Here is a 26,794-nt window from a genome sequence, read left to right as displayed (position 1 = left end):
GGGTGGATGCCCGTCCGCAGCCTCTGTAAAAAGGAGCGGGAGAACCACGCAAGGCACGATATTCAAAGGAATTGAAAAGAAACTGGTCTTATTATTAAAAAATAGCCGCCAAAACCCCACATACGCATAATTGCTTTTACCTTCGGCGTCAGACATGTTATAAATAACTCCGTTAAGGCGCACCTTATTTATCAATTATATACTATCCGTGCAGACTTATGAGTGATCAGACAACCGTAACTTACAGCACGATTGACGCTAACGAAGCCGTAGCCTCCGTAGCCTATCGTTTTTCTGAAGTCATTGCCATTTACCCCATTACACCGTCCTCTCCGATGGGTGAATCAGCCGAAAGCTGGGCCGCTGTCAACCGGAAGAACCTGTGGGGCACCGTTCCCTCCGTGGTGGAAATGCAGAGTGAAGGCGGCGCGGCAGGCACCGTTCACGGCGCCCTCCAGACCGGAGCCATGGCAACTACCTTCACCGCATCCCAGGGCCTCCTGCTGATGATCCCGAACATGTTCAAGATCGCAGGGGAACTGACTCCGGCCGTGTTCCATGTGGCCGCCCGTTCCCTGGCCTACCAGGGCCTCTCCATTTTCGGCGACCACAGCGACGTGATGAGCGCCCGCTCCTGCGGCTGGGCCATGCTGTGCGGCTCCTCCACGCAGGAAGCCGCGGATTTTGCCGCCATTTCCCACGCCGCCACGCTGGAATCCCGCGTTCCGTTCATGAACTTCTTTGACGGCTTCCGCACGTCCCATGAAATCGGCAAGATTGCAGATATCACGGACGATACGCTCAACGGCATGATCAAGCAGGAATGGGCGGACTCCTTCCGCGAACGCGCCCTGACGCCTGACGCTCCCGTGCTGCGCGGCACCGCCCAGAACCCGGACGTTTACTTCCAGGGCCGTGAAACGGTCAACCAATTCTATGAAGCCACCCCCGCCATCGTGCAGAAGGCCATGGACAGGTTTGCGGACCTCACGGGCCGTTCCTACCATCTGGTGGACTACTCCGGCGCCCCGGACGCTGAACGCGTGATCATCCTGATGGGTTCCGGCGCGGAAGCCGTGGAAGAAACGGTGGAAGCCATGATCGCCCGTGAAAACGCCAAGGTGGGCGTGCTCAAGGTGCGCCTGTTCCGCCCCTTCCCCGCCGCGGAACTGATCAAGGCGCTCCCCTCCACGGTCAGGAAGATCGCCGTGCTGGACCGCACCAAGGAACCCGGCTCCCAGGGCGAACCGCTCCACCAGGACGTCATCCAGGCCCTCTTTGACGCCCAGGGCTCCGGCACGCTCCCCTTCACCAACGGCATGCCCAAGGTGGTAGGCGGCCGCTACGGCCTCTCCTCCAAGGAATTCACTCCCGCCATGGTCAAGGGCGTCTATGACAGCCTGGAACAGGACGCTCCCAAGAACCACTTCACCATCGGCATCAACGACGACGTGCTGGGCACCAGCCTTCCGTATGATGAAGATTACTCCACGGAAGCGGACGACGTGACGCGCGCCATGTTCTTCGGCCTCGGTTCCGACGGTACCGTGGGCGCCAACAAGGACGCCATCAAGATCATCGGCCAGCACACGGACCTGTACGTTCAGGGCTACTTCGTGTACGACTCCAAGAAATCCGGTTCCTCCACCATCTCCCACCTGCGCTTCGGCCCGCGCCCGATCAAGTCCACGTACCTGATCACCAAGGCGAACTTCCTGGCCTTGCACCAGCCTTCCCTGCTGGACCTGTTCGACTTCCTGAAGAACGCCGCCAACGGCGCCACCTTCCTGATGAACAGCCCGCACCCCGCGGACAAGCTGTGGGACACGCTGCCCGCCCGCATGCAGCAGCAGATTCTGGACAAGAACATCAAGCTGTACACGATTGACGCCTTCTCCGTGGCCCGGAAAACAGGCATGGGCGGCCGCATCAACATGATCATGCAGACCTGCTTCTTCAAGCTGGCCGGCGTGATTCCCGCTGATGAAGCCATCGGCTACATCAAGAAAGCCATCGCCAAAACCTACGCCAAGAAGGGGCAGGAAGTGGTGGACAAGAACATCGCCGCCGTGGACGCCACGCTGGAAAACCTCCACCAGGTGGACACCACCGGCAAGACCATCACCGGCCATGCCATTCCGCCCGTCATGTCCGCTGACGCTCCGGACTACGTCCAGAACGTCCTCGGCAAGATGATGTGCGGCGAAGGGGACAGCATCCCCGTCAGCCAGATGCCCGTGGACGGCACGTTCCCGAACGGCACTTCCCAGTACGAAAAGCGCAACCTGGCCCTGGACCTTCCGGAATGGGATCCCGCCCTCTGCATCCAGTGCGGCAAGTGCACGGCCGTTTGCCCGCACGCCGCCATCCGCAGCAAGTTCTTCTCTCCGGACGCCCTCTCCGGCGCGCCGGAAGGCTTTGAATGCCTGGATGCCAAGCATCCGGACTGGAAGGGTGAAAAATTCGTCATCCAGGTCTCCCCGAACGACTGCACGGGCTGCACGCTCTGCTCCGACGTCTGCCCGGCCAAGAGCAAGACGGACCCCACCCACAAGGCCCTGACCATGGTGCCCACCCTGAAGATTCACGACAAGGAGGAAGCCAACTGGGACTTCTTCATGAGCCTTCCGGACGTGGACCGCACCAAGGTAAGGACGGACAACATCCGCTCCATGCAGGTGCTGCGCCCGCTGTTTGAATTCTCCGGCGCCTGCGCCGGCTGCGGTGAAACCCCGTACGTGAAAATGCTCTCCCAGCTCTTCGGCAACCGGCTGGTGGTCGCCAACGCTACGGGCTGCTCCTCCATCTACGGCGGCAACCTGCCCACCACCCCGTGGTCCCATGACTCCGAAGGGCGCGGACCGGCCTGGTCCAACTCCCTGTTTGAAGACAACGCCGAATTCGGCCTTGGCTTCCGCGTCTCCCTGGACAAGCAGATGGAACACGCCATTGAGCTCCTCCATGAAGCCGCCGGCATCGTGGGCCAGGAACTGGTGGACCAGATCCTGACCAACCCGCAGAAGGATGAGGCGGACATCGCGCAGCAGCGTGAAAACGTCGCCGAACTCAAGAAGAGAATCACTGGCAAGCCGGAATGTGCACGCCTCCTGACCATGGCGGACAAACTCGTCCGCAAGAGCGTCTGGATCCTCGGCGGCGACGGCTGGGCCTACGACATCGGCTACGGCGGCCTGGACCACATCCTGGCCAGCGGCAGGAACGTGAAGGTGCTGGTCATGGATACGGAAGTGTACTCCAACACCGGCGGCCAGTGCTCCAAGTCCACCCCGCGCGCTGCCGTGGCCAAGTTCGCCACGACCGGCAAGCCCGGCGTGAAAAAGGACCTGGGCCTCATGGCCATGACCTACGGGAACGTGTACGTGGCTTCCGTCGCCCTCGGCGCGAAGGACGAACATACGCTGAAAGCCTTTGTGGAAGCGGAAGCCTATGACGGCCCCGCCATCATCATCGCCTACTCCCACTGCATCTCTCACGGCATCAACATGGCCAAGGGCCTGCAGCAGCAGAAGGCATGGGTGGATTCCGGCCGCATCCTGCTCTACCGCTACAATCCGGACCTGGCCCTCCAGGGCAAGAATCCGCTGATCGTGGAAGGCAAGGGACCGAAGGGCGACCTTCGCGACGTGCTTCTCAGCGAAAACCGCTTCAAGCTTCTGGCGAAGACCAACAAGGAAGGATTTGAAAAACTCCTTGAAGAAGCCCAGAAGGACGTCTGGCACCGCTGGAACCTGTACCAGAGCATTGCCAACATGGGCGCCGACAAGTCCGCGGAATAAAGCGTACAGCCGCTGAATTTCAACGCCCCTGCACGGTTCGTCCGGCAGGGGCGTTTTTATTCATTCAACAGGAGAGAGCTCTTTTCTGCGCGCCGGATACGGGCGCCTTCCGCGCAGGTTCACAGAACCCTTTTCTTCCACAGCTTCAGTCCCACGGCATGTCCGGCCACAAGACCCGCGCAGGCCGCCAGGCATCCGAGCGCGTCCGTCCACAGCCACCCGTTCTTCCAGTCCCGGAACAGCAGCAGGTGCACCGCCTGCCCCGCGGTGACAGCCGCGAGAAACCACGCCAGAAAGTAGCCGCAGCTCCATGCGCCACGGAACAGCAGAAACCTTTTCAGGGAAGGTCTTTCACATCTGCGGCCTTTCCACGGATTTCCGCACTGGATGAAAATCATCACCAGCTGGAAACAGAAGCACCCCGCAAACAGCAGGGAATCCATGATCAAATACCCCTTCGCGGAAAAGCAATGAGCAGCGTCCGGCTCCACCCCCGGAACGATGGATGACAGCAGAAACAACGCAAGCAAAACAATATTTCCGTACATGGGACTTGTCTGAATGCATCAAGCATAGGTGCAGCCTTTCCTCCCCGCAAGAAATAAACCAATCCCGGCATGCTATCCGCCGGGAAGAAAAACGGTCCCAGGCATCTCCTTCCCCAGGCGCGGCCCGCGTGAAGGAAGAACGCTCCCGGAGCAGGAATACTGCTCAGGACTCCTGGAAATGGTGCATGCCGGAGGAAGAACATACCATTCCGGAAGCCGTATCCGGGAAGTGCACCACATCGGGCATGAAGCGGGTACCGACATCCGGAGAGAGCGCATCCCCTTCTTCAGATTCTTTTCACCCTCCGGAGTACGCACGGCGGCATGGTCCCTGATGATGTAAAATACTTCTTCACTTACTTCATGATAACGGTGGCCGCAGGCAAACTGCACCGGTTGCACTGCCACGAACCCGGGCGCGCATTTGCGCTTCATGGAAGAAAATGGCCTGCTTACGTGGAAAGTACATGCGGAAGTACCTCTTAACTCTGTGCGCGGAATGTACCCATTCTGGCCCCATGTCCCCGCTGGGGAAAGCCTATCAGCAAATGAACACGCCAAGCCCGCAGATCAAGGACATTTCTGTTTTACGGTTCTTCCCCGCCCATGGGACTGCCCGGCGGCGTTTTATCATCTTTCAATGCGGTTTCAGCCGGAGATTGGAATAAGGGACAATTTTTTACCCCTTGGGGATTCTTCACGTTAAGAAACGCATCCATAGCCTGCACGGCTTCTTTCTGATTCCATTTCCGGGATTGCTCAAGGGCAGGACCGGAAATTTTCCTCCATTCTTTTTCCGCCTCTTTTAAAGAAACCGCCTTAAAACATTTCCACTGGGGAGCATCCTGTGTAAGAAGTTCAAAGAGGGACACAACCCAAACCGTTTCAGAGGGCATGTCCTCTGCCAATTTTTCCTGTTCAGGTGATGCAGGCGATTTTGTCTTTTCTTTTACTATTGTTTCAAACGGATCTTCACCCTCGGTTTCCTGGGAAAGAGGCACCCGGCGGCTGCCTGGGGAAAGGGAGCATGTTTCCTTAATGACGCCCGTATTTACATAAACGCTTTCCGTCTGCTCCATGCCGCTTTTCCAGCGGGTTCCATCTTTGGGATTGGTCTCTTCACAGCCGCTCCATTCCAATACCCTGCCATACTGTTCCGTCAGTTCCCATTGCTTCCATCCATAGATAAAGCGATACCTGTTAACATACCTGTCAGGACAAAAATAATAAGCTTCTTCACCACGAAAAACACTGCCGATTTTCTTCCCGTGCAGGCAGAAGGAAGGAACCGTATAAAGATAAGAGTTATCCGCATTGCAGATAAACCTTACATGTTCATCCTGCGGGGGAGGAGTTCCAGCTATTTCAGGGTTCCGGTACAGGAAAATTCTTTCTTTTCCATGGTCTCCCACAAGATCAATTTCCTGCATAAAAACAAGGCCGCCGTTGGGGCCGTCTGAATTCTTTAATGCAGGATTCCAGCCCGTCCATGATTCAATAAGATCGCCCTGTCCGGAAACCTGTTTGCGAATATTCCACTGGAGAAAAGAAGGAAGCTGGGAAAAATGAAGGGAAAAAACAGGCGGCTGCTCTGCCGCCTTTAACAAGGCGGCAGAGCAGCATAAAAAGCATAATCCTGTGATTAAAGCATTCATTCTAAATTTGATTTACCCTGGACAGAACCCTGTCCACATAATCAAAATTATTGCTATTATATCTGGAAATGCACCATTGTCTAGAAGTATTCATCCAGGCGCAGTAGTGGCCGCTTTTTCCGGGATCATAAAGAAAACCGGGGGAGCGCACCTTGGTGCCGGGTTCGTTAATCTGCCGGGAACATTTGGAAGCTCCGTTATATGCCTTAAGCGTGCAAAGCTGGGCGATGGTACAGGCCGTTCCTTCCGCAAATGAATAATCATACGGAACCCCCTGGCCTGGATTGGTATCGGCCGCACGATAAACCGGGAGAGCACTTTCAGGCGCTTCCGCCTGCTGCTGCTGGAGTTGACGGAGCATCCACCTGTGCGCCTCATTGTATTTGACAAGGATGATTTGAAGGGCTGCCTGAATGTTTTTCTGCCAGTTCCATATTTGCTCCCTTGGGATGGCGGTATATATGCCGTCTCCCCCTGCCGTTCCCGTCACTTGAAAAATGCCGTAACCGCCGGCGCCGGCGGTATCTTGGCTATGAAGCGGAATTCCTTCCGCCCCGGGCTCCCTCCGGTACTTGCCGCCTCCGGCCAAAAATTGATTGTACAAGGATGACGGGGCATTACTCCAGGAGAAGGGGTAATAAACCGCCTCGCCGCCATATCCAAATGATTCGCTTTTGCCTACGGCGGGAAGACACCATTCCATGGAGGCCAAAGTATCCGGATACATTTGCAACACGTAGGACTGAATATACCGGGTGCACATTTGATCGTCCGGATTCTGCCCTCCGATGCGGAAACGATAGACATCCGCGCCTGTATAGGAGGAGTGGCCGTTTTTGGATTTAATTTCAAATTCCAGACTGGCATTTCCTCCAAAAAAGCCTTCATTCACCTCTTCAAGCCAATCCGTATCCTCCGCAATATTCCATAAGGACACTGGCTGTTCTTTCCAATTTTCCGGAATGGAAGGGATATGTACTGTATCTTTAGCCAAAACGGCCTGGTTGCGATCCCGGGTTCCGGCAGGGGCATCTGCATATTGGATCGCCGGACGGCTGTAGCTTACCGTCAGCCTGGTTTTCCAGGAAAAACGCCCGGCATCCAACCCTTTTATTTCAAAATGCAAACTGGGCATTCTAGGACTGCTTTCCTGGCCGGAACCTGTCTCTGCATAATCAATCCATGCAATCGTGTCAGTATTCCTGCCGTCCACATATCCCAGCGCATCGGAATGATCATCTTCCTGCGGTACGACCAATCTTTCCGATACTCCAAACAGCGGAGCCGGAAAAGCCTTCAAGGTGACGGGATGAATATCCACTTCCGTAATCAGAGTTCCAAAAGTTCCGCCTTCCTCACATTCCATGGAGAGCCATATGTCTTCCCTTCCCGTATTGAATTCCTGGGAACGCTTGAGGCGCATCAGCAAGCATCTGTCTCTCCATTCCCCCGGGATAATTTCACCCTCCTTGACATTCAACGAGGCGATTACTTCTCCGGTATTCTGCGACGGGTCTCCCAGCGTGACTTTAACATGGTAACTATTGTTAACCTTGTTGCCATCATCACCGCGCCTGCCCCGGTCCTTCCACGAAATTACATAAAATCCCGCGGCGTAATCCGGAGTGTCAAACGAATCCCTGTCTTCAAAGAACATGATCCTTTGTTTGATGCCTCCGGAAGTTTTGTCAGAATCCAGCTCTGCACATGTAACATGATCACTTTCTACGGACCAGTATTCTATTTTTGTTCCGCGGAGGGCATACCATTTCCGGATTCTGGAAGCACGGTCGGAAGTTCCTTCCGTGGAAGAAATGAATCCATATTTAAATTCGACGCCTTCCGCATATCCCTGATCGTGTTTCTGATTTAATGCTCCCGTTGAGCCCATCTTCCCGTTTTCAATCTTTATTTCATGCCGGGAATCACCGTTATTTACTGAAATTGCGTTATTCATTGCATTTAGTATTTTTATGGAATGCCATCGTAAATATCGGTTTTTTGGGATTCAACCATTACTTGACGAATTAAACACGGACGATACGTGCCTCTACTCCCTCCTGTTGAAAATAAGCAAATTCCATAAATGCTGCCACTACGGGCGGAAAGTCCAGAGGACTGCCCAAACTGCTCGCTCCCAGAGACGGAAGAACAATAAATAAAGCTTGCCCGTTGTCTCCCAGCAACCTGAAAGACAAGGACAAGCTTTTTATAAAAATAAAGAATCGAAAACGCGGAAGCTATAAAATCATCTAGCGGCTTCCGCCGTTTTACGGATGATTTCACGGGCCTTGCGCACGTCGTCCTCATGGGAATCGCCGCGGCTTCTTTCCACGGTGAAGAGCTTGGAAAGTTCTTCATCCATGCGGGCCACGGCGGCTTTCGCCTTCGGGTTCTTCGCGGCGCGGGCGCGCAGGATATTGACCTTTTCAAATTCTTCCAGCCCGTCGCGGAGTTTTTCAAACCGCAGGGAACTGAGGTTGCCGGGATAAACCAGGTAGCAGTCTCCCGCGGGCCAGTTGCCGAAGTCCGTCTTTTCAAACGGATTGCGGTTCCAGGAGTTGTAGGCCCACCTCAGAAAGCCGTCCAGATGGTTGGCGGCGGCAAAGAGGGGCAGCCATTCCGCCTCCGCCAGCGGGGAGATGGTAAAGGTGTTGGGCTTTTTGGGATGGACGCAAACATAGAACGTCGTCTTCTTCCCCTCTTTCTTGCGCTGCGCCAGGAGATCGCCCGTGACCGTGTCCGCATGGTCGAGCACGGGAGAGACGTCATACACGTCCCGGGTCATGGCGGTAGGCCGGTTGACGGCGGAGACGATCTTGAATTCCGGAGCATACTTGTCCAGCACGTTCTTGGCCGCCTTTACCATGGAGTCCGGCCGTTCATCCAGCCCGATGCAGGTCTTGTCCAGCCATCCCTTGCTCTTGACATGCTTGCGGAAATCCGTCAGGAAAGGCCCCCAGATGGCTTCGTAGGAAGGGTCGTTCGGCTTGAGGTCCAGGAACTTGTATTTTCCGGTAGCTTCATCCAGATAACGGACTTTCATGTTCCACGGAATCATGGTGTAGCAGGATATCTGGCCCTTGACGCCCACCTCGTTGATCATGAAGGAAACCCATTTGTCAAAGTTGGCGTAGTTCCAGCGCATGGTTCCGTTCTTGCCCTTGATCCATTCGATCATGGGGGGGAACCAGTCGTAGGTCTGGGCGTTCCAGGCTTCATCAATCAGGGAGCAGGTAATGGCCTTCTGCCCGGCATCCGCCAGCCTTTTCATCACCGGCTTCATCAGCGCGAAATGTTCCGGGGACCACGGTTCCACATCATGCCAGCGCGCCACGGCCTGCGGATGCTGCCAAAGGTCCAGGTGAACCTGCCAATTGGCGGGCGCAGGCAGAGATTCCGGAGCCACTTCCAGAACTACGGGAACGCTCACGGGAGAGCCGCTTTCCGCGGAAACCACTATTTTTCCCTTGTACACGCCGGGTTTGGCGGACGGGGGAATGTTGACTTCCACCCAGACGGGACGCACGCCCCCGGCCTGCAGGTCACAGCTGTTTTCACTGCCGATGATATCTGAAATGAGCCTGTTGCCTCCCTTGGTGTAGCGTATCATGGAGGTCCGGACGGGAATGACCTGTCCGGCAGCATTTTTTACCCCGGCGCAGGTAGCGGATAACTGGGGCTGCGCCTGGGAAGACCAGACGGCAATCTGTCCGGCGGCGCGTTCGCCCCTCCAGCCGGACAGGCGCACGGAATCCTGAAGCATTTCCTGCCCGGGGGCGCCGCTGTAAGGGATGCGGTCATAATCCTTCACCGCCGCGGCTTGCAGGTTCAGGGCGGCATCAGGGCCGTAGCCCTTGATTTCCACCAGGTGCCCTCCCTTGTCATTGCCGGCGTTGTTGCCCAGGAAGGTGATTTTGACGTACCGGACCGTCTGGGGATTGAATTTGAAGGGGACGCCTTCCGAGGTGGCCGCAATGCTGTTGGAAGACTGGTCCGCCAGCATTTTCCAATTTTTGCCGTCTTCCGAGCCTTCTATTTTATACTTGTAAATGCGGCCCCCCTCCCAATACGGCCAGACATGCAGGGCGGAAAGCGCGCGGGGCTTCCCCATGTCTATCTGAAGCCAGACGGGAATGCCCTCACATCCCCAGTATTTGCCTGCGTTGTTCGCCTGGCCGTCCACGGCCAGTTCCGGACGGTCGTTGCCGTAATGCCCGGAAGCGGTGACTTTGGCCCCGGCAAACAGGTTGCCCGCATCACCCGTCGCTCCGGCGGAAACCAGGGCGGGTTCATATAGCGGGTGCCTGTCCGGCGACTGGGCCTGAACAAAAGACGTTAAGGCAATAACGGAACACAGAGGAAAAAGAAAACGGCGCATGCGTATATTACGTGCAGGAATTCCGTTTTCTCTCAAGAAAAAAGAGTGTTTCCGCTATTCCGCCAAAGGACGCACCGGAATGCCCCTGGAGGCAAAGTAGGTTTTGGCTTCCGGCACCGTGTATTCGCCGAAGTGGAAGATGGAAGCCGCCAGCACGGCGTCCGCCTTGCCCTCCACCAGCACGTCCACCATGTGGTCCAGGCTGCCCGCTCCTCCGCTGGCGATCACGGGAATGCGCACCGCCTCGCTGACGGCGCGGGTCAGTTCAATATCGTACCCGGTTTTGGCCCCGTCCGCATCCATGCTGGTCAGCAGGATTTCCCCGGCACCGCGGCGTTCCGCCTCCACGGCCCATTCCACGGCATCCAGCCCCACGAATTTACGGCCGCCATGAGTGGAAACGCCCCATTTGCCGGGCGCCTGCCTCTTGGCGTCAATGGCTACGACGATGCACTGGCTGCCGAAGGCCGCCGCGCCTTCATTGATCAGTTCCGGACGGTTGATGGCCGCCGTATTCAGGGACACCTTGTCCGCGCCCGCCAGAAGCATTTCACGCATGTCCATTACGGAACGGATGCCTCCTCCCACGGTCAGCGGCATGAAGCAGCAGGCCGCCGTGCGGCGCACCACGTCCACCATGGTGGCGCGGCCGTCGGAAGAAGCGGTGATGTCCAGAAAAACAAGCTCGTCCGCCTGCTGGGCATCATACGCTCTGGCGCATTCCACCGGATCCCCGGCGTCCCTCAGATTGACGAAATTGGTCCCCTTGACGACTCTGCCGTCCGTTACGTCCAGACATGGAATGATTCTTTTTGCCAGCACGGCCTTATCAAGCCATCACCGCCAGCAAAGGGAAAGCCTAAAATACGGCTTGCCGCAGGATGCCTATGATGGGAAAAAACGTCTCTTTCCTATAAATATCCCGTTGCAAGCTTTCTTTGTCATCTCCATCAAATTTGAAGACAATTCCTTGAATTTCAATAAATGGATAAATGTATAGAAAGCATTTTACACACGCTTTCCTCCTCCTGTTCAATAAATGTCTGCGGATTAAGAATCCGCAAACAATAAAAAATGTTAACAATTAATTTACTGTACATTTTAATACATTGAAAATACTATCATTATAGTATTCCTGGTCTTTTTTGAATTCATCCTTTCCATACTTGCTCCGCAAGTTATACAAAATTTGTATTTCACATAAAAAAACCGGATTCTTAATCCGGTAAACGGGTGGAAATACTTCCTTCCAGTATTTTTGACTCAAAAGTTTAATAAAATGAAGAAAACACTTTCTCTTCTGGCCGTCACGCTCCTCGGCATTTCCGGCGGCCACGCCGCCATCACCCTGGTTTCCGGATTTTCCCGGTTTGACCAGACTTCACCGGACAGCGGCACCGCTGTTTCTGACCTGGGAACGAAGTCCCTCAGCTGGACGCTTAACGACGCTATCTGGAATAACGACGGAACATGGACGTCCAATGCGACCAATTCAAAGAAAAACGGGCTTAATGTTTCTTCCCTTCAGCTTTCCGGAGCTGCCGGCTATACGGTGAACATTAACTTCTCCAGCGCCGCCAGCCTGGACAACACTGATTCCCTCTTCTGCGCTTCCATTGGCGGAACCGGTCTTAATTCCATTGTAGGACGCTATGAAAGCGGCAAGATAGGCATCGCCAACAATGGCGGCAGCTCGGGACGTCCCGCAAGCGGCTTAAGCAGCACCGCCATTGACTTCAACAGCCCGTTTTCACTGACTCTCTCCGTTCAGGCAGGGGGAGCCTACAGCGTGTTCATTACGCAGAACGGCACCACTCAGACCGTATCCTGGCCCAACATGGCCCAAGCCGGAAATCTGGACCAGCTCTATATCGGCTGCTGGGCAACCTTGAACGGGAACCAGAGTTCCCCGACGGTATCCGGCCTCAGCTTCTGGGAAGGCGCGGCAACGCAGGATGACCTGGCAGCCATCATCAACGTTCCGGAACCGGCCACTGCCTCCCTGAGCCTTCTGGGGCTGGGCGCACTGCTCCTGCGCCGCCGGAGAAAGTAAAATTTCCTCCTGTCGGGCCGCTGGCGGTTTCATGCAGCCAGCGGCTTTTGTTTTTTATCCCTTTGAATCCAACTGCCATGAAATTTTCATCACTTTACCGCAGTCTGCTGTTCATCCCCATAACGGCGGCTTTCATCGGCGCGGCAGAAGCCAAGACGCTTCAATTATACATCCTGACAGGACAATCCAATTCCCTGGGAGCCGTCAAGGGGTCTCCGGCGTCCGCGGAGCTGCTGGAACAGTACAGGTCCGATGGAAGCACCAAATTCTGGCACAATAATTTCAACAAGATCACCGGCAGTTCCGTAGACTGCAATCCGCCAGCTTCCTCTTCCTGGGGTTCTGTCGTACCCCAGGTGTGCGGAACGGAGTCAAGCAATTACAACTGCATGGGGCCGGAGTACGGCTTTGCCGCCATGATGGAGCGCAAGGGATGGTCCCTGGGCGGCCCTGGCTCCGGACATGCGGACATGGGAATCGTCAAGGCCGCTCTGGACGGAGGAGGCAATTCCTATTGGAACAAAGGCACGAACGCCTATAATGCCATAGTGGAGACCGTCAGGAAGGCCTGTGAAAACGCCCTGGCCAACGGTTACGACAAGGTGGAGATCATGGGCGTAATGTACCTTCAAGGAGAGTCCAATACAGTCACTGACAGCAGTAATGCCGCCAATTCATTTTTAACGTTTCTGGACAACTTGCAGGGGGACCTTGCCCGGGATGGAGTGGACACCGGCCCTCTGGCGGCACATCAGGCCATTCTGGGAGAACAGGCCAAGTGGGGCACAACCAACGTCACGAATGCTGAAACGGGGGACGTCACCGGAGGATTCAACGGCAATGAAGGTTCTTCCGGAACAACCCGCGACCAGCAGGAAGCCCTGGCCCGGGCAAACGACAACATGGGCTGGGTTCCGACACGGGACCTCGCCAAAATCACCTCCGGCGACAACATGGGCGTCCATTACGACGGAAAGTCCCAGATCACCATCGGAGCGCGGTATGCCTATGAGGCGGCCAGGCTGGCCGGGTACGATACGGGTACGGTCCGCAGCGGAAATTACGACGCCGCTCTCTCTTCCACGGAAGCCTGGATGAACGGCAAGCTCCCCGTGGACAGCACGGCCGTCTGGGACGCAGCCTCCTCCGCCAAGGATAACATGGTGAGTTCCGCCGCCGGAACCAACGCCGCGCTTTACGGCATCAGGATTGAAGATACATACCTGAACACCATCACCATCCGGGGCGTGGCCGTTGACGGCAGTTCCGCTCCCTCCATGCAGGACGGCCATTTGATCCTGGGGAGCGGCGGCATCGACATCGCAACCGGAAAAAACCTGAACATCGCTTCCGTGCTGGAGCTTCAGGGCGACCAGCAATGGAACCTTGCGGGAGGAAGCACCCTGTCCATCCGGGGGAGCAGTTCTTCCGGCAACCATCAGCTCACGTTCATCACGGGAACGGGAGACGTCGCCATCCGCAATTCCACCCTTGCGGCTGATCCCTCCGGAATCGCCAGAGTGGAGGTCAGCGCCTACGTCAATACGGATGCCGCCGCTTTTACGGGAAACTGGACCGTCGGTCCGGGAGTGGAAGTAACAATGAACGGCACGGATACCAAGACCGCCGGCTCCGGCTGGGGAACGGGCTCCGTCACGCTCCAGGGGGCAACCGTCCTTGCCGGCTGGGAACACGTGACGTCCAATACGTGGAGCAACCGTTTCATTCTGGAGGAAGGCACCGTTTCCTCCTTCGGGAGCTCCACCAACGCCACCGGAAAAGTCCTGACCCTGTCCGGCGGGATTTCCGGAAATGGGGCCTTGTCCAAGACCACCGGCAATACGCTGGTTCTGGCCCATGCCAATACCTATGCGGGAGGCACCCAAATCCGGGGAGGCACTTTGCGGCTCGGAGACAAAAGCGCCCTGGGCACGGGAACGGCGGCCGTTCACACGGGAGGAACGCTGGATTTGAACCGTTATGACGTTTCCAACACCATCCGCCTGTCCGGAGGGGAGGTGCTGAACTGGGGCACCGTTGCGCGGGTAGAAATCGGCCACCAGGTGGTCTGGGCGGACCAGCACCTGGAAGGAACACTCGCCTTGTCCAACGGCTCCCGCATCCTGGCCGGCAATTCCATGACGCTGGGAACGGGCGACAGCCTGGCGGCGGGGAATTTTACCGTGGAGCTTTCATCCATGAACCTGGTGGAAGGAGGCGAAGGGCTGGCCTCCATCATCATGACGGGAGGCGCCTTGAACCTGCTGGACGGCCTGACTCTGGACGTCAGCGGCATCCTTGCTCGCTCCGGCACCATGTCCTTCAGGATTACGGATATTTCAGGGGGTACCCTGGAAGGGCTTTCCTCCGCGGAAGATTTTTCCCTGGCAGAGGCCGCCCATGGCTGGAATGTGCTGGATTACGACGCTTCCACGGGAATCGTGACGCTTTCCGTGCCCGAACCGTCCTGTGCCCTGCTGGGGCTCCTGGGCATGGCGGCTCTGCTGGCAATGCGCCGCAGGGCCTGACTTTTTCCCCCTGCTCCCGAAGCCGGCAGGAGCGCCGCCAGCCTTTGCGGCGCTCCGTGACCGGACCTGAACAGCCCGGGGATTTAACTGGAAGTTATGCCTTCCTCCCCCCAGCCGCCTTTCCTCTGCGCGCGTTGGAAATAACCGGAGTAAACAGGGCGAAATGGGGCAAACGGCTTAATAGCTTTTCTTTCCATGTCCAGGTGCTAGACTCCGCGCAAGGCATCTCCACCCATGACAACCACACGCTCGGGATTTACCAAACTTGCAGCTATCTGCATTGCCATCCTTCTGGGGGCCGTCATCTGGGAGCTGGGGTGGCCCCTGACGCATGCGGAGCATGAATGGTCGCGCCTGATTGCGGCCGTCGCCACGCTGGGCCATTTGACGGGCGTGCTGGGCTCCTTCTTCCGGAAGGAGATCAACCGCCCTTCCCTGAGGCTGCTGATTTTCCAGATTATCTGCTGCCTGCTGATCTTCCTGCTGATCGCCAGGGAGCAGCAGGAGGACAGTTACATGAGGTTTACGGAGCTTTCCCGCCTGGTGATTACGGCAGGGCTGATCGCCATCCCCACGCTGATGTCCCTGACCAGGATTTTTGAATGGCTGCTGGGCAAGCAGAAAAAAGGGCGCCCGCTGATGGCTCCCGCCATGCAGTTCGTGACCTCCCTGGGGGTGGTCATCCTGGCGGGCACCGGGCTGCTTCTGCTCCCCAATTCCACGTATCCCGGCATCACGCTGAGCTTTACGGACGCCCTGTTCACCAGCACCAGCGCCGTGTGCGTCACCGGGCTGAACGCCGTGGACTTCGCCAGCACTTTCACCCCGCTGGGGGAAATGTTCACGCTTGCCCTCATCCAGATCGGCGGGTTCGGCATCATGACGTTCGCCTACTTCGTGGCCATGGTGGCGGGCCAGGGCTTTTCCCTGCGTGACCGCGTGCTGCTGACGGACCTGCTGGACGAAGGGAACCTGGGGTCCGTGGTCTCCTTCATCACCACCATCGTAGTCAGCACGCTGTTCATTGAACTGTGCGGGGCCGTCCTCCTGTACTTTTCCTGGGAAGGAAAGGATATCAACCTGATGGGGGAACCCCTGTGGTGGCACTCCCTCTTCCACTCCGTTTCCGCCTTCTGCAACGCGGGTTTTTCCACGTTCCCGATGAATCTGATGGAGCCGGGCATCCGCCTGTGCTACAGCGGGCAGGCCGTCATCATGGCGCTGATCGTATGCGGCGGCCTGGGATTCGGCATTTACAAGGAAATCAACTCCCGCCTGGTCAACCGCTTTCTGGCCAAGCATCGCCGCCTGCGCATGCAGTGGACCCCGTATTTCAAACTGGTGATGATCGCCACGGGCATTCTGCTGGCTGGGGGCGCCCTGTCCATTTTTGCCGTTTCCGCCCCCCACACTTCCGAACCGCTGGGGCAGCACCTCTGGAGCTGCCTTTTTGACAGCGTCACGGCCCGCACGGCGGGATTCAATATCAGCGACTACAGCCGCTACCTGCCCGCGGCCAGCCTCATCATGTGCGGCCTGATGGTGGTGGGCGGCAGCCCCGGCGGCACGGCGGGCGGCATGAGAACCACCACCTGCGCCATTGCGGGCGCGGAAATCCTGCGCATCCTCCGCGGCCGGGACCACGTGGAATTCTTCCACCGCCGCATTGACCAGCGCACCGTGGCGCGGTGCGTGATCACGGTGGTGGTCTCCTGCGCCTGGATCGGCTGTTTCACCATTCTTATTTGCAGCCTGGAGCCCGCCATGAGCTCACTGGATATCTTCTTTGAAAACTGCAGCGCTTTTGCTACGGTAGGCGTGTCGCGGGGAATCACGCCCAATCTGAGCGACCCTTCCAAGTATCTTCTCATCATCAACATGCTCGCCGGCCGCGTGGGGCTTTTCGCCTTCCTCATCGCGCTGGCCGGCACCCCTACCCCGCGGCATTACCGCTATCCATCCGTCAAAATTCCGTTAACCTGAACATACCATCATGAGATATACCGTTATCGGCCTGGGCCAGTTTGGACAGGAGCTCTGCACGGAGCTTTCCGCCCGCAACATTGAAGTAGTGGCCGTCGCCTCCACGGATGAAGAACTGGAGCAGATCAAGGACCTGGTGACTTACGCCGTGGTGACGGATTATACCAATCCGGCCGCCCTGCGGGAACTGGAGCTGGACGACCAGTCCGCCGTGATCGTCGCCATCGGGGACAGCTTTGAAGAAAACCTCCTCGTCGTCACGCACCTCCAGAAAATGGGCGTGCGCTACATCTACGCCCGCGTGATGAGCCCGGTGCACGAGCACATTTTAAGCCAAATGAACGTGTACGCGCTCATCAACCTGTCGCGCGTGGCCTCCAAGCAGCTCGCCAGCCAGCTGGAATCCCCGGAATTCCTGCGCGTCTCCCCCATGGATGAGAACCACAGCATCGTGGAAATAGCCGTGCCGCGCATCTGGGTGGGCAAGCGCCTCCGGGACGTGGGCCTGCGCACGGAGCACCATCTCAACCTGCTCACCATCCGCCGCGGAGAAGCCCAGACCCCGCAGGGGCGCCGGGAAATTCTTTCCATCCCGCGCATTCCCGTCATTGGCACCCCTTCCCCGGATCTCGTCTTTGAAGACCACGACATCCTAATCCTGTTCGGCAAGGAGACAAACCTGATTGAATTCGCCCAGTTGTCCAAGGGCCTGTAAACCCGGACCAGTCCCATTCCGGAAACCGGGCTTTCAGGACAGCTCTTCAAAAGCGGTCATCAAGCGCTTTTCAGAGATACGGCCCTTGACGGAGATGGCGGGGGCGAAGACGGCCAGGCGGTATTCTTCCAGCAGGTAGCCGTACTGCGTCCAGCGCGGGTCGCCGTCATGTTCCGGCAGGCCCTGATGCCAGGGGAGGTACACGCGTTCAAAGAGGTCCAGGCGTTCCAGCTCCCTGGCCAGGGGCTGCTGGCCGATGCGCCTGATGCGTTCCGCGATGCCCTGCATGTACCGTTTCAGGTCCGGCAGGCGTTCCGCCCCATGCGCCCACAGGAAGCGGGGCCGGAGCAGCCAGTCAAGCTGGCGCCGGAGGTCAGCCGTGATGCGCTCCGTATGGCGCACGCCCTGCTGCGCGGCCATAAAGTCCCTGGCGGCATGCTCCGTGGCCGCTATCAACTCCCAGACGTCCGCCACGCTGTGCGCCGCGTCAAAGAGGTTCTGGCGCAGGTTCATTTCCGCAGCGGCGAATTGTTCCGCCGTGCGCGGCAGGGGACGGCCCATGGCGATCTCCGCGGAAACGTCCACCAGGTCGTCCGCATTGGTGGACGGGTCCCGGCCAAGCATGTGCAGGGAGAGCTTCCCTTCCAGTTTCAGCGGGAATTTCTTGCGGAGGTGGTTGAGCTGGTCTGTCTGGCGCAGGCGCATGAAGCGCAGGCAGCCTCTCCGGTGGGCTTCTTCCGCGCGCAGTTCATCCTCAAAAACGCGGACGCCTACAGACGGGCCTTCATCCACCAGGGCTACGTAACCCGGCCTTCCCGCCACGTCCACCGTGCGCTCCAAATCTCCGCAGGTCCATTCCTTCATTCCGGTTACGGATACGATGTCCGCCGCTGTTTCCCGGAACCGGCGGGAGAGCTTTTTGCCCAGCCGCGCATTCAGCTCCGCAACGTCCGTACCCATGGCAAGTTCTTCTCCTTCGTCGTCGCAGACCCAGATTTTCGTGACCAGCTCCGCCGGAATGCGGTTCATGTCAAAGAAGGAGGGAGCGCAGAAACGTCCGGTTTCCGCTTCCACGAATTCCGCCAGCTTCTGCGCCAGCGGCCCGTCCGGCTCCAGGCCATGCCGGAGTTCCGCAAAGTAGGCGGCCTTTTGGCTGATGGGCTGGAGAAAGACGCGCAAGTCCTTGGGAAGGGTACGCAGCAGGCATTCCGCCCGCTGGGCCAGATGGCCCGGCACGCCCCATTCCGGCAGCCATTCCGGCACGTCCGGCAACTGGTCAATATGGACGCCCAGCGTCACGCCGTCATCTTCCGCGCCGGGGTCATTCTGGTAATACACGGCGTATTCCGCGCCGCCGCAGGAAATTTCATCCGGAAAGCCGTCCAGAAGGTCCCTGCCCCAGAAATCATACATGGCCTCCTGCGGCGGAACGTGCAGGGCTTCCGGGTTGTCTTTTTCCATGCTTCCGGCCCAGCGCAGAAAGGCCCTGGCCGTGCAGCAGTCCTGCGGAATGAGCCTGTCAAAGAATTCAAAAACGCCTTCCTCGCACCAGACCTGATCCGGGCGGCGCAGCTTCAGTTCTATCTGCCGCACTTCCTCCCGGAGCGTTTCCAGATGCCTGATGCATCCGGGTTTCGTACGGAAGCCGCCGCCCAGCAGTCCTTCACGGATCATGATTTCCCGCGCATGGGCGGGATTAATGCGGCCATAGTGCACACGCCTGTTGTCAATGATGCGCAGGCCTCCGCACACCACGCGCTCCACGGCGTAAACCGCGCCCTGCTCTTTGTCCCACCGGGCTCCGGAATAGTGGGATTCACAGAGATGGGGAGCCACCTGTTCCACCCATTCCGGCTCCAGCCGGGCGGCGCGGCGCATCCACAGGCGCGTGGTGTCCACCAGCTCCACGCCCATCACCCATTCGCTCCGCTTCTTGCGGCGGAACAGGCCGGAACCGGGAAAGATGCCGAAGGAGCGTCCCCCGGCGCCGCGGTATTCCCGGTTGTCCGCATCCCAGAGGCCGAACTGGCGCGGAACGCCCGCCAGGATGCTCCGGTGAATCATGGCGAAGGAAGCCTGCCGTTCCACTTCCGCCTCCAGGGGGGGGATCCTGCATTTCAAGGTCTCCTTCAGCAGCCGGGAAAGGTCTTCCCACAGGTTGAACCATTCCATCATGCGGTTGAAATTGAGGAAGTTTTTCCCGCACCATTTCCGGAGCTGGTTTTTGTGCCAGCGCCGGCCTTCCCGGAACTGCCACGCAGCCTTCCACAGTTTGAGCAGGGACAGGAAATCGCTGTCTTCATCCTTCCACTGCGCGTGGGCCTGGTCCGCCTTCTGCGCGGCATCCGCCGGACGTTCCCGGGGGTCCATGATCCCCAGGCCGGCCACAATCACCAGCATCTCCGGCAGGGCCTGTTCATGCTGCGCTTCCAGCAGCATGCGGCCCAGCCGCGGGTCAATGGGCAGCCGCGCCAGCTTCATGCCCACGGGCGTGAGCTGCCGGGCCTTGTCCAGGGCGCCGATTTCCCGCAGGGTGCGGTAGCCCTCCATGACCAGCTTGGAGGAAGGAGGGTCCGGAAGGGGGAATTCCGGCATTTCCGGAAGACCCAGGTCTTTCATCCGGAGAAGCGCCCCGGCCAGCGCGCTGCGCCTGATTTCCGGGTCCGTGAAGTCCGGCCTGTCCTCCCAGTCCTCCTCACTGTACAGGCGGATGCAGACGCCCTCGCACACGCGGCCGCAGCGGCCAGCACGCTGGCGCGCGCTGGCCTTGGAGACGGGTTCTATCTGAAGCCGCTGCACCTGGCGCGCCGGGCTGTAGCGGCTGAGTCGCGCCAAGCCGGAGTCAATGACGTAAATGATGCCGGGAATGGTCAGGGACGTTTCCGCCACGTTGGTCGCCAGCACGATGCGGCGGCAGCCGCGTTCCGGATGAAAAATCCTTTGCTGGTCTCCAAGGCCCAGCCTGGCAAAGAGGGGGAGGATGCGCGTGTTCCTCAAATTCCGGCCTTCCAGCTTTTCCGCCACTTCACGTATTTCACGCTCTCCGGGGAGGAAGACGAGCACGTCCCCGCGGTCGTCCAGGGTGTCCAGCCAGTCCACGGCGCGCGCCACATGGGCGGGGAGCTCTTCATCATCACGCAGAGGCGGCAGGTAATGAAGGTCCACCGGATAGGTACGGCCTTCCACCTGGACGATGGGGGCGCCCCCGAAGAACTCGGAAAAGCCCCCCGCATCCAGCGTAGCGGAGCTGATGACCAGCCGCAGATCCTTCCGCCTGTCCAGCAGAAGCTTCAGGTAGCCCAGCAGAAAGTCGATGTTGAGGCTGCGTTCATGGGCTTCATCCAGAATCAGGGTATGATACTGGCGCAGGTCCGGATCATGCTGCGTTTCCGCCAGCAGAATGCCGTCCGTCATGAACTTCAACCGCGTATCCGGCCCGGCTTTTTCCTCAAAGCGCACCTGGTAGCCCACCAGGCCGCCCAATTCGCAATTCAGTTCCTCCGCCACACGGCGGGAAACGGAAGCCGCGGCCAGCCTTCTGGGCTGGGTGCACCCCACCCTGCCCCGCGCCTCCCCGGCAAGCTCCATGGCCATTTTGGGAAGCTGGGTGGTCTTGCCGGACCCGGTTTCACCCACCACCACAATGACCTGATGCTCCCGCATCGCCGCCAGAATGTCGTCCCGGCGGCGGGAAATGGGGAGGTCCGGATAGGTGATGTTCATGATGGAGGGGAGAAAAAAACCCTGCAAGAACGTCCTGCAGGGTTGATGGAAAAGCCGGAAAGGATTTCTTTACTGCCGGGGTTTGGGAAGGGCGATGCGGCCGCTCCGGGTCAGCATCTGCACGTCGTAATCCTCAATGAGAGACAGGAAGCGGTCAATCTTGTGCTCACCGCCCGTCACTTCAATGGTCAGGGCGTCCCGCGTGACGTCCACGATGCTGGCGCCCAGGATCTGGCAGAATTCAATGACTTCATGCCGCGAAGCGGAATCCACGCCGATGCGGGTCAATACCGTTTCCCGGTACACGTTGTCCGTGTTGCGGAAATCCACTACTTCCACCGTGTTGACGAGTTTTTCCAGATGCTTGATGATCTGGTCCAGAACATCCTCCTTTTCGCGTACGACGATGGTCATCCGTGAAAAGCGCGGGTCCTGGCTAGGGGCAACGTTCAACGAATGAATATTGTAGCCCCGTCCACTGAACAAACCGGCAATGCGGGCAAGCACGCCAAATTTGTTTTCAACAAGTACGGAGATAGTATGACGAGTCATAAGTTTAATTTCTTAAAGGTGATGCATTATAGGCGCTTTTGACTGCCAGTCAAGCCCGCGGCATAAGGATGCCGGAAAACGCTTCTCCGGATGCGGTCTTCCGCAGACGCCGCACAGGCGGAATTCAAAGCTCCCGCGGCATGATGGCGTTGCTCTTCGTCGCCGTGGGAATGCGGGGCAGCAGCGTCTTTTCGGAAACCGGGCGGGCATCCACTTTCACGTTGAACTGCTGCCCGTCACGGGAAACGGTCAGCAGGGCCGGCCCCTCTCTCAAAGCCCTGACCAGTGCATCCATGGTGCTGACGCTCTGATGATTCACGGCAAAGACCATGTCCCCGGCCTGGAGGATCTGCCCCACGGATTTCTTCGGATTCACCTGGATGACCAGCAATCCCCGCGCGCCGATGGACTGTTCCTCAGCGGTGAGTTCACGCAGATGCATGCCCACTCCTTCCATAAAGTCCTCCCACGGAGAAGGAACGTTCTTTAAAATGCTGTCCCCCACTTTCAGGGTGACGTTCATTTTTTGTCCCTTGCGCCAGATTTTCAGCCGGAATTTGTCGCCGATGGAAAGATTTTCAATGTGGTCCTTCACATCCTTGTCGGTCTGGATGGGAACTTCATTGAAGCTCAGCATCACGTCTCCCGTCTGAAGGCCCGCCTGCTCCGCCGGGGAACCGGGCTTCACGATGTTGACTACTGCGCCGCCTGCTTCATGGTAGTCCAGGAAACTGCGGAGAGGGGGAGTATTGCGCACAATGTCCAGCCCCAGGTATCCTCTCATGGGGCGTCCATGCCTGCAAATCTGCTCAAAGCTGTGCACCACCAGATTGGAGGGAATGGCAAAGCCAATGCCAGCGTAGTTTTTCTCCACATTGGGAAGCACCGATTTGTTGATGCCGATGATTTCACCGCGGATGTTGATGAGAGGCCCTCCGGAATTGCCGGGAAAGATGCTGGCATCCGTCTGGATCAGGTCCAGGCCGGAATCCACCAGCTTGCGTTCACGGGCGCTGATGATGCCGCGGGAAACCGTCGTCCCCAGTCCATAGGGGTTGCCGCAGGCCAGGACGATCATGCCGGGTGCAATCTCGTCACTGTTGCCGAACGGAAGAGGCGTGAAGGCCATCGGGTTTTCCACCTGCAGCACGGCGATGTCCAGCTCCGGATCCACCCCAACCAGGCGCACGGAAACGCTTTTCCCGTTGCTCAGCGTGACGCGCAGCGCATGCTTGTTTTGAATGACATGGTAGGCGGTAATGATATGCCCCTCTTCCGTGACGATGACGCCGGAACCCAGGCCATGGACCGCCAGCCTTTTTTCAATCATGGATTCACCGTCTTCGGAAGGCTGCGGCACGCTGGTCACGCCCGTAGTGTCTATGCTGACCAGCACCCGTTCCACCAGCCGGGCGACGCGTGAATATTCTTCATTGAGCTGGTGCAGGATGGGAACGTCCTCCTCCTTGAGTTCGGACTGCTGCGCCATCGTAAACACCTCAGACCGGAAGGAAACGTTCTTCTCCGTAACGCGGCTGTTCCACCTCCAATAGGCAACGGCGACGACGGTCATCATAACCGTCATCATGATGACAAGTAAAGCCCGTGTCCATATAGTCGATCTCATGGAAATGCCCTGCCGTAGTAACGATCAAACGGTTTGCGGCTTGATCACGAGGAGATGCCTGAAAAATGGACCTGGAAGACTCCAGCCGCTTTTTGACATTCCGGTTCTATTGATACTATTTAAGCCTATTCTCTTCAAATGAAAAAACTTTCAAATGACAAATACGTCTTTTAACGAGGCATATTTTATGATACCGTATGGGTACGGTTTTATGGGTACCAGCACTTTACAACAACAAGCCATTCACCTCGTTTTCGGTACGGACGAAGGAATGGTGCGTGAAAAGGCTTCCGGCATCTTTGCCGCCCTGACGGAAGGCACGAATGAATTTTCCCATGAAATCCTGGAAGCGGCCTGCGGCGATTCCGATGAAGCGGACCAGGTGACGCGCCAAGTCATGGAAGCCCTGCGCACGCTGCCGTTTTTTCCGGGCCGCAAGGTGGTCTGGATGAAGAACTGCAATTTTCTGGGGGATTCCGTCACGGGGCGTTCCTCCACCACGGAAGCGGCTCTGGACTCTCTCAGGCATCTGCTGGAAGGGGGACTGGGACCGGACGTCCTGCTGCTCATCTCCGCCTCTGAATTTGACAAGCGCCGTTCCTTTAACAAATTCCTGCTCCAATCCTCCGCCGCGGAGGAACTGAACAAGCCGGACATCACCAAGGCCGGCTGGGAAGGCAGCCTGATGCCCCTTATCAACAAGGAGGCAGGCGCGCGGGGCATGAACTTCGATTCCGCCGCTCTGGAGTTATTCATTCACCGCGTCAGCGAATCCTCCCGCCAGATTATTTCCGAAATTGAAAAACTGGATCTTTATCTGGGCGCGGACAGGCGCACCGTGATGCCGGAGGATGTGGAGCGCATGGTTCCGCTGACGCGCACGGGCGTTATTTTTGAAATTTCACGTGCTCTGGAAAACAAGAAGAGCGACGCGGCCATCTCCCTGATTGACTTTCAACTGGAACGCGGTGAAAACGCCGTCACGATCATGCGCGCAGCGTTCATCCCCACGTTGAGAAATCTGCTGGCCGCCAGGCTTTTATGTGACGCGTTCAATCTGAAGCCCACCAACTTCAAGGAATTTACGGCCCGCATCTCCTCCCTGCCCTCCTATGCCGCGGCGCTGATTCCCCTGAAAAAAGACGGCACTCCCAATGCGTACCCGCTTTTCCTGGCGGCGCAGAACGCTTCCAAATTCAAGACGGAACGGTTGAAGCAGACTTTAAAGGAATGCATGAAGGCGGACAAGGCCCTGGTATCTTCTTCGCTTGATCCGCGGCTGATTCTGCACCGTCTTGCCATTTGCTCCGCATCCTGATGAATTCCTCTCCTTCCCCCGCCTCCTCCCTGTTCGACGTCCTCGTCGTCGGCGCCGGGCACGCAGGCATTGAAGCGGCGTTGGCCGCCTCCCGCCTGGGGTGCTCCGTCGCCGTTCTGACCCACAACCTGGATACCATCGGGCAAATGTCCTGCAACCCGGCCATCGGGGGGCTTGCCAAAGGCCACATTGTCCGGGAAATAGACGCCCTGGGAGGGGCCATGGGACTGAATACGGATGCCACCGCCATCCAGTTCCGGATGCTGAACGCCTCCAAGGGGCCCAGCGTGCGCGCACCCCGCGCCCAATGCGACAAAACGGCCTACCGAGCACGAATGAAAATGGTTCTGGAAACCGCCCCGGGCATACGCCTGTTCCAGGGTGACGTGGTCAAACTGCTCGTCAACGGGGAGCAGCAGGTGACGGGAGCCGTCACTTCCCTGGACTACACCATCTGCGCGCGCAGCGTGGTCATCTGCTCCGGTACATTCATGCAGGGGCTGCTGCACGTGGGTCTTCAGCACATAACGGGCGGCCGCATGGGCTGCGCTCCTTCCAGCCTTTCCACCGACCTCGCCGCGCTTGGCTTTCAAGTGGAACGGCTTAAAACGGGCACCTCCCCGCGCGTCAATGGAAGATCCATTGACTTTTCCGTTTGTGAAATGCAGCCCGGAGACGCGCCGGAGGCTCTGTTCAGTTACCGTTCCCGCGACGTACTGAAACGCGCTTCCGAACCTTTCTGCACCCTGAACACATGGGGAGACGAAGACTTCCGCATGAAGCAAATGCCGTGCTGGATTACCTACACCAATCAGACCACCCACGACATTATCCGGGACAATTTAAAATTCAGCCCTCTCTATAGCGGCATCATTGAGGGCATAGGCCCCCGGTACTGTCCTTCCATTGAAGACAAAATCGTGCGCTTTGCGGAAAAAACCAGCCACCAGGTCTTCCTGGAGCCGGAAGGCCGCAGTACGGAGGAATTCTACCTCAATGGCGTTTCCACCTCCCTGCCCTACTCCGCGCAATGCGATTTCATCCACACCATTCCCGGCCTGGAAAACGCCCAACTGATTCGTCCGGGGTATGCGGTGGAATATGATTTCTGCCCTCCCACGCAGCTGCACCCTACTCTGGAAACCAAGCTGGTGGAAAACCTGTACTTTGCAGGACAAATCAACGGTACCTCCGGCTATGAAGAAGCCGCCGCGCAAGGTCTGATGGCGGGAACAAACGCCGCTCTGAAAACTCTGGGCAAGCCCTCCCTGGTGCTGCGCCGCGACCAGGCCTACATCGGCGTCATGATAGACGACCTTGTCACCAAGGGAACGGACGAACCGTACCGCATGTTCACCAGCCGGGCGGAATTCCGGCTGCTGCTGCGCCAGGACAACGCGGACCTGCGCCTGGCCCCCCTGGCTTTTGAAACGGGCCTCATCACCCGCGAAACGTTCAGGAAAACGGAAGACAGGCAAAACGCCATTGAGGAAGGAATAGCAAAAGCAGCTCTGCTTAAACATGAAGGCATTTCCCTTTCCACCTGGCTCAAGAGGCCAGGCAATGACTGGACCCTGCTGCCTGAAGAACTGAAAAAAATGTTCCACGTGGAACATTTGGATGCCATTGCCACGGATATCCAGTATGAAGGCCACATTGAAAGACAGAAAAAACAGGCGGAAAAAATCACCCGGATGGAAAGTAAAATCATTCCTGCCGACATTGATTACGAACGCGTTCACGCCCTGAAAAAAGAAGCGGTCATCAAGCTGGGCAGCATACGTCCTGCCACTATCGGGCAGGCTTCCCGCATTCCGGGCATTACTCCGGCGGACATTGCCCTGCTGCTTGTTCATTTGCAAAAGCGCGGCAGGCAGCAGGCATGAAAGCCTGCGCCGTTTTCATGCCGGGGCT

15 protein-coding genes are annotated in these 26,794 nt (G+C 57.8%); 7 read left to right on the top strand and 8 right to left on the bottom strand.

The genetic code is table 11. The features are described from left to right. Positions 1-218 precede the first annotated feature (218 nt). The gene (gene nifJ, locus QSJ36_RS02960; protein WP_285466745.1) at positions 219-3,797 is read left to right on the top strand and encodes a pyruvate:ferredoxin (flavodoxin) oxidoreductase; all 3,579 of its coding nucleotides are present in this window, start codon (positions 219-221) and stop codon (positions 3,795-3,797) included. A 119-nt stretch (positions 3,798-3,916) separates the two neighbouring features. Here the strand turns inward: nifJ and QSJ36_RS02955 are convergent, their stop codons facing one another. The 5 genes from QSJ36_RS02955 to hisF form a co-directional block, all read right to left on the bottom strand. Beyond that, positions 3,917-4,345 carry a hypothetical protein gene (locus tag QSJ36_RS02955; protein WP_022396110.1) on the bottom strand — a complete coding sequence of 143 codons (429 nt, stop codon included), beginning with the start codon at positions 4,343-4,345 and terminating at the stop codon, positions 3,917-3,919. A 587-nt stretch (positions 4,346-4,932) separates the two neighbouring features. Next, positions 4,933-6,000: a hypothetical protein gene (locus QSJ36_RS02950; protein WP_146021053.1), complete on the bottom strand. Its 1,068-nt coding sequence runs from the start codon at positions 5,998-6,000 to the stop codon at positions 4,933-4,935. 1 nt (position 6,001) lies between these two features. Continuing rightward, positions 6,002-7,657, bottom strand: coding sequence for a hypothetical protein (locus tag QSJ36_RS02945; protein WP_285466744.1), 1,656 nt, complete (start codon positions 7,655-7,657; stop codon positions 6,002-6,004). 591 nt (positions 7,658-8,248) lie between these two features. Continuing rightward, the gene (locus QSJ36_RS02940; protein ID WP_285466743.1) at positions 8,249-10,381 is read right to left on the bottom strand and encodes a glycoside hydrolase domain-containing protein; all 2,133 of its coding nucleotides are present in this window, start codon (positions 10,379-10,381) and stop codon (positions 8,249-8,251) included. Between the two features lie 54 nt (positions 10,382-10,435). Continuing rightward, positions 10,436-11,203, bottom strand: a complete 768-nt coding sequence (gene hisF / locus QSJ36_RS02935) for an imidazole glycerol phosphate synthase subunit HisF (RefSeq protein WP_022396114.1) — start codon at positions 11,201-11,203, stop codon at positions 10,436-10,438. Between the two features lie 457 nt (positions 11,204-11,660). Here hisF and QSJ36_RS02930 point away from each other — a divergent pair, with 457 nt between their 5' ends. From QSJ36_RS02930 to QSJ36_RS02915, 4 genes are all read left to right on the top strand, one after another. Next, a complete protein-coding gene (locus tag QSJ36_RS02930; protein ID WP_285466741.1) occupies positions 11,661-12,434 on the top strand; it encodes a PEP-CTERM sorting domain-containing protein in 774 nt (257 codons plus the stop codon). A gap of 77 nt (positions 12,435-12,511) precedes the next feature. Beyond that, on the top strand, positions 12,512-14,962 hold the full coding sequence (locus tag QSJ36_RS02925; RefSeq protein WP_285466740.1) for a sialate O-acetylesterase: 2,451 nt from the start codon (positions 12,512-12,514) through the stop codon (positions 14,960-14,962). A gap of 234 nt (positions 14,963-15,196) precedes the next feature. Continuing rightward, positions 15,197-16,945, top strand: coding sequence for a potassium transporter TrkG (locus QSJ36_RS02920; RefSeq protein ID WP_102721693.1), 1,749 nt, complete (start codon positions 15,197-15,199; stop codon positions 16,943-16,945). Positions 16,946-16,955: 10 nt separating this feature from the next. After that, a complete protein-coding gene (locus tag QSJ36_RS02915; RefSeq protein ID WP_022396118.1) occupies positions 16,956-17,660 on the top strand; it encodes a TrkA family potassium uptake protein in 705 nt (234 codons plus the stop codon). A gap of 33 nt (positions 17,661-17,693) precedes the next feature. On the opposite strand, the gene hrpA is transcribed toward QSJ36_RS02915, so the two are convergent. The 3 genes from hrpA to QSJ36_RS02900 form a co-directional block, all read right to left on the bottom strand. Beyond that, positions 17,694-21,383, bottom strand: coding sequence for an ATP-dependent RNA helicase HrpA (gene hrpA / locus QSJ36_RS02910; protein WP_285466736.1), 3,690 nt, complete (start codon positions 21,381-21,383; stop codon positions 17,694-17,696). Positions 21,384-21,452: 69 nt separating this feature from the next. Next, positions 21,453-21,935, bottom strand: a complete 483-nt coding sequence (ilvN, locus tag QSJ36_RS02905; protein WP_022396120.1) for an acetolactate synthase small subunit — start codon at positions 21,933-21,935, stop codon at positions 21,453-21,455. Between the two features lie 124 nt (positions 21,936-22,059). Then, positions 22,060-23,523 carry a trypsin-like peptidase domain-containing protein gene (locus QSJ36_RS02900; protein WP_180971559.1) on the bottom strand — a complete coding sequence of 488 codons (1,464 nt, stop codon included), beginning with the start codon at positions 23,521-23,523 and terminating at the stop codon, positions 22,060-22,062. A gap of 250 nt (positions 23,524-23,773) precedes the next feature. Here QSJ36_RS02900 and holA point away from each other — a divergent pair, with 250 nt between their 5' ends. Together holA and mnmG are read left to right on the top strand one after the other, a co-directional pair. After that, positions 23,774-24,880, top strand: a complete 1,107-nt coding sequence (holA, locus tag QSJ36_RS02895) for a DNA polymerase III subunit delta (RefSeq protein WP_285466732.1) — start codon at positions 23,774-23,776, stop codon at positions 24,878-24,880. After that, the gene (mnmG, locus tag QSJ36_RS02890; protein WP_285466731.1) at positions 24,880-26,766 is read left to right on the top strand and encodes a tRNA uridine-5-carboxymethylaminomethyl(34) synthesis enzyme MnmG; all 1,887 of its coding nucleotides are present in this window, start codon (positions 24,880-24,882) and stop codon (positions 26,764-26,766) included. The genes holA and mnmG overlap by 1 nt, the downstream gene beginning before the upstream one ends. Positions 26,767-26,794 lie beyond the last annotated feature (28 nt).

The sequence above is a fragment of the Akkermansia sp. NBRC 115031 genome, assembly GCF_030268505.1.
GTDB classification, from domain to species: Bacteria; Verrucomicrobiota; Verrucomicrobiia; order Verrucomicrobiales; family Akkermansiaceae; genus Akkermansia; species Akkermansia massiliensis.
This window is presented reverse-complemented; position numbering and strand designations above follow the sequence as displayed.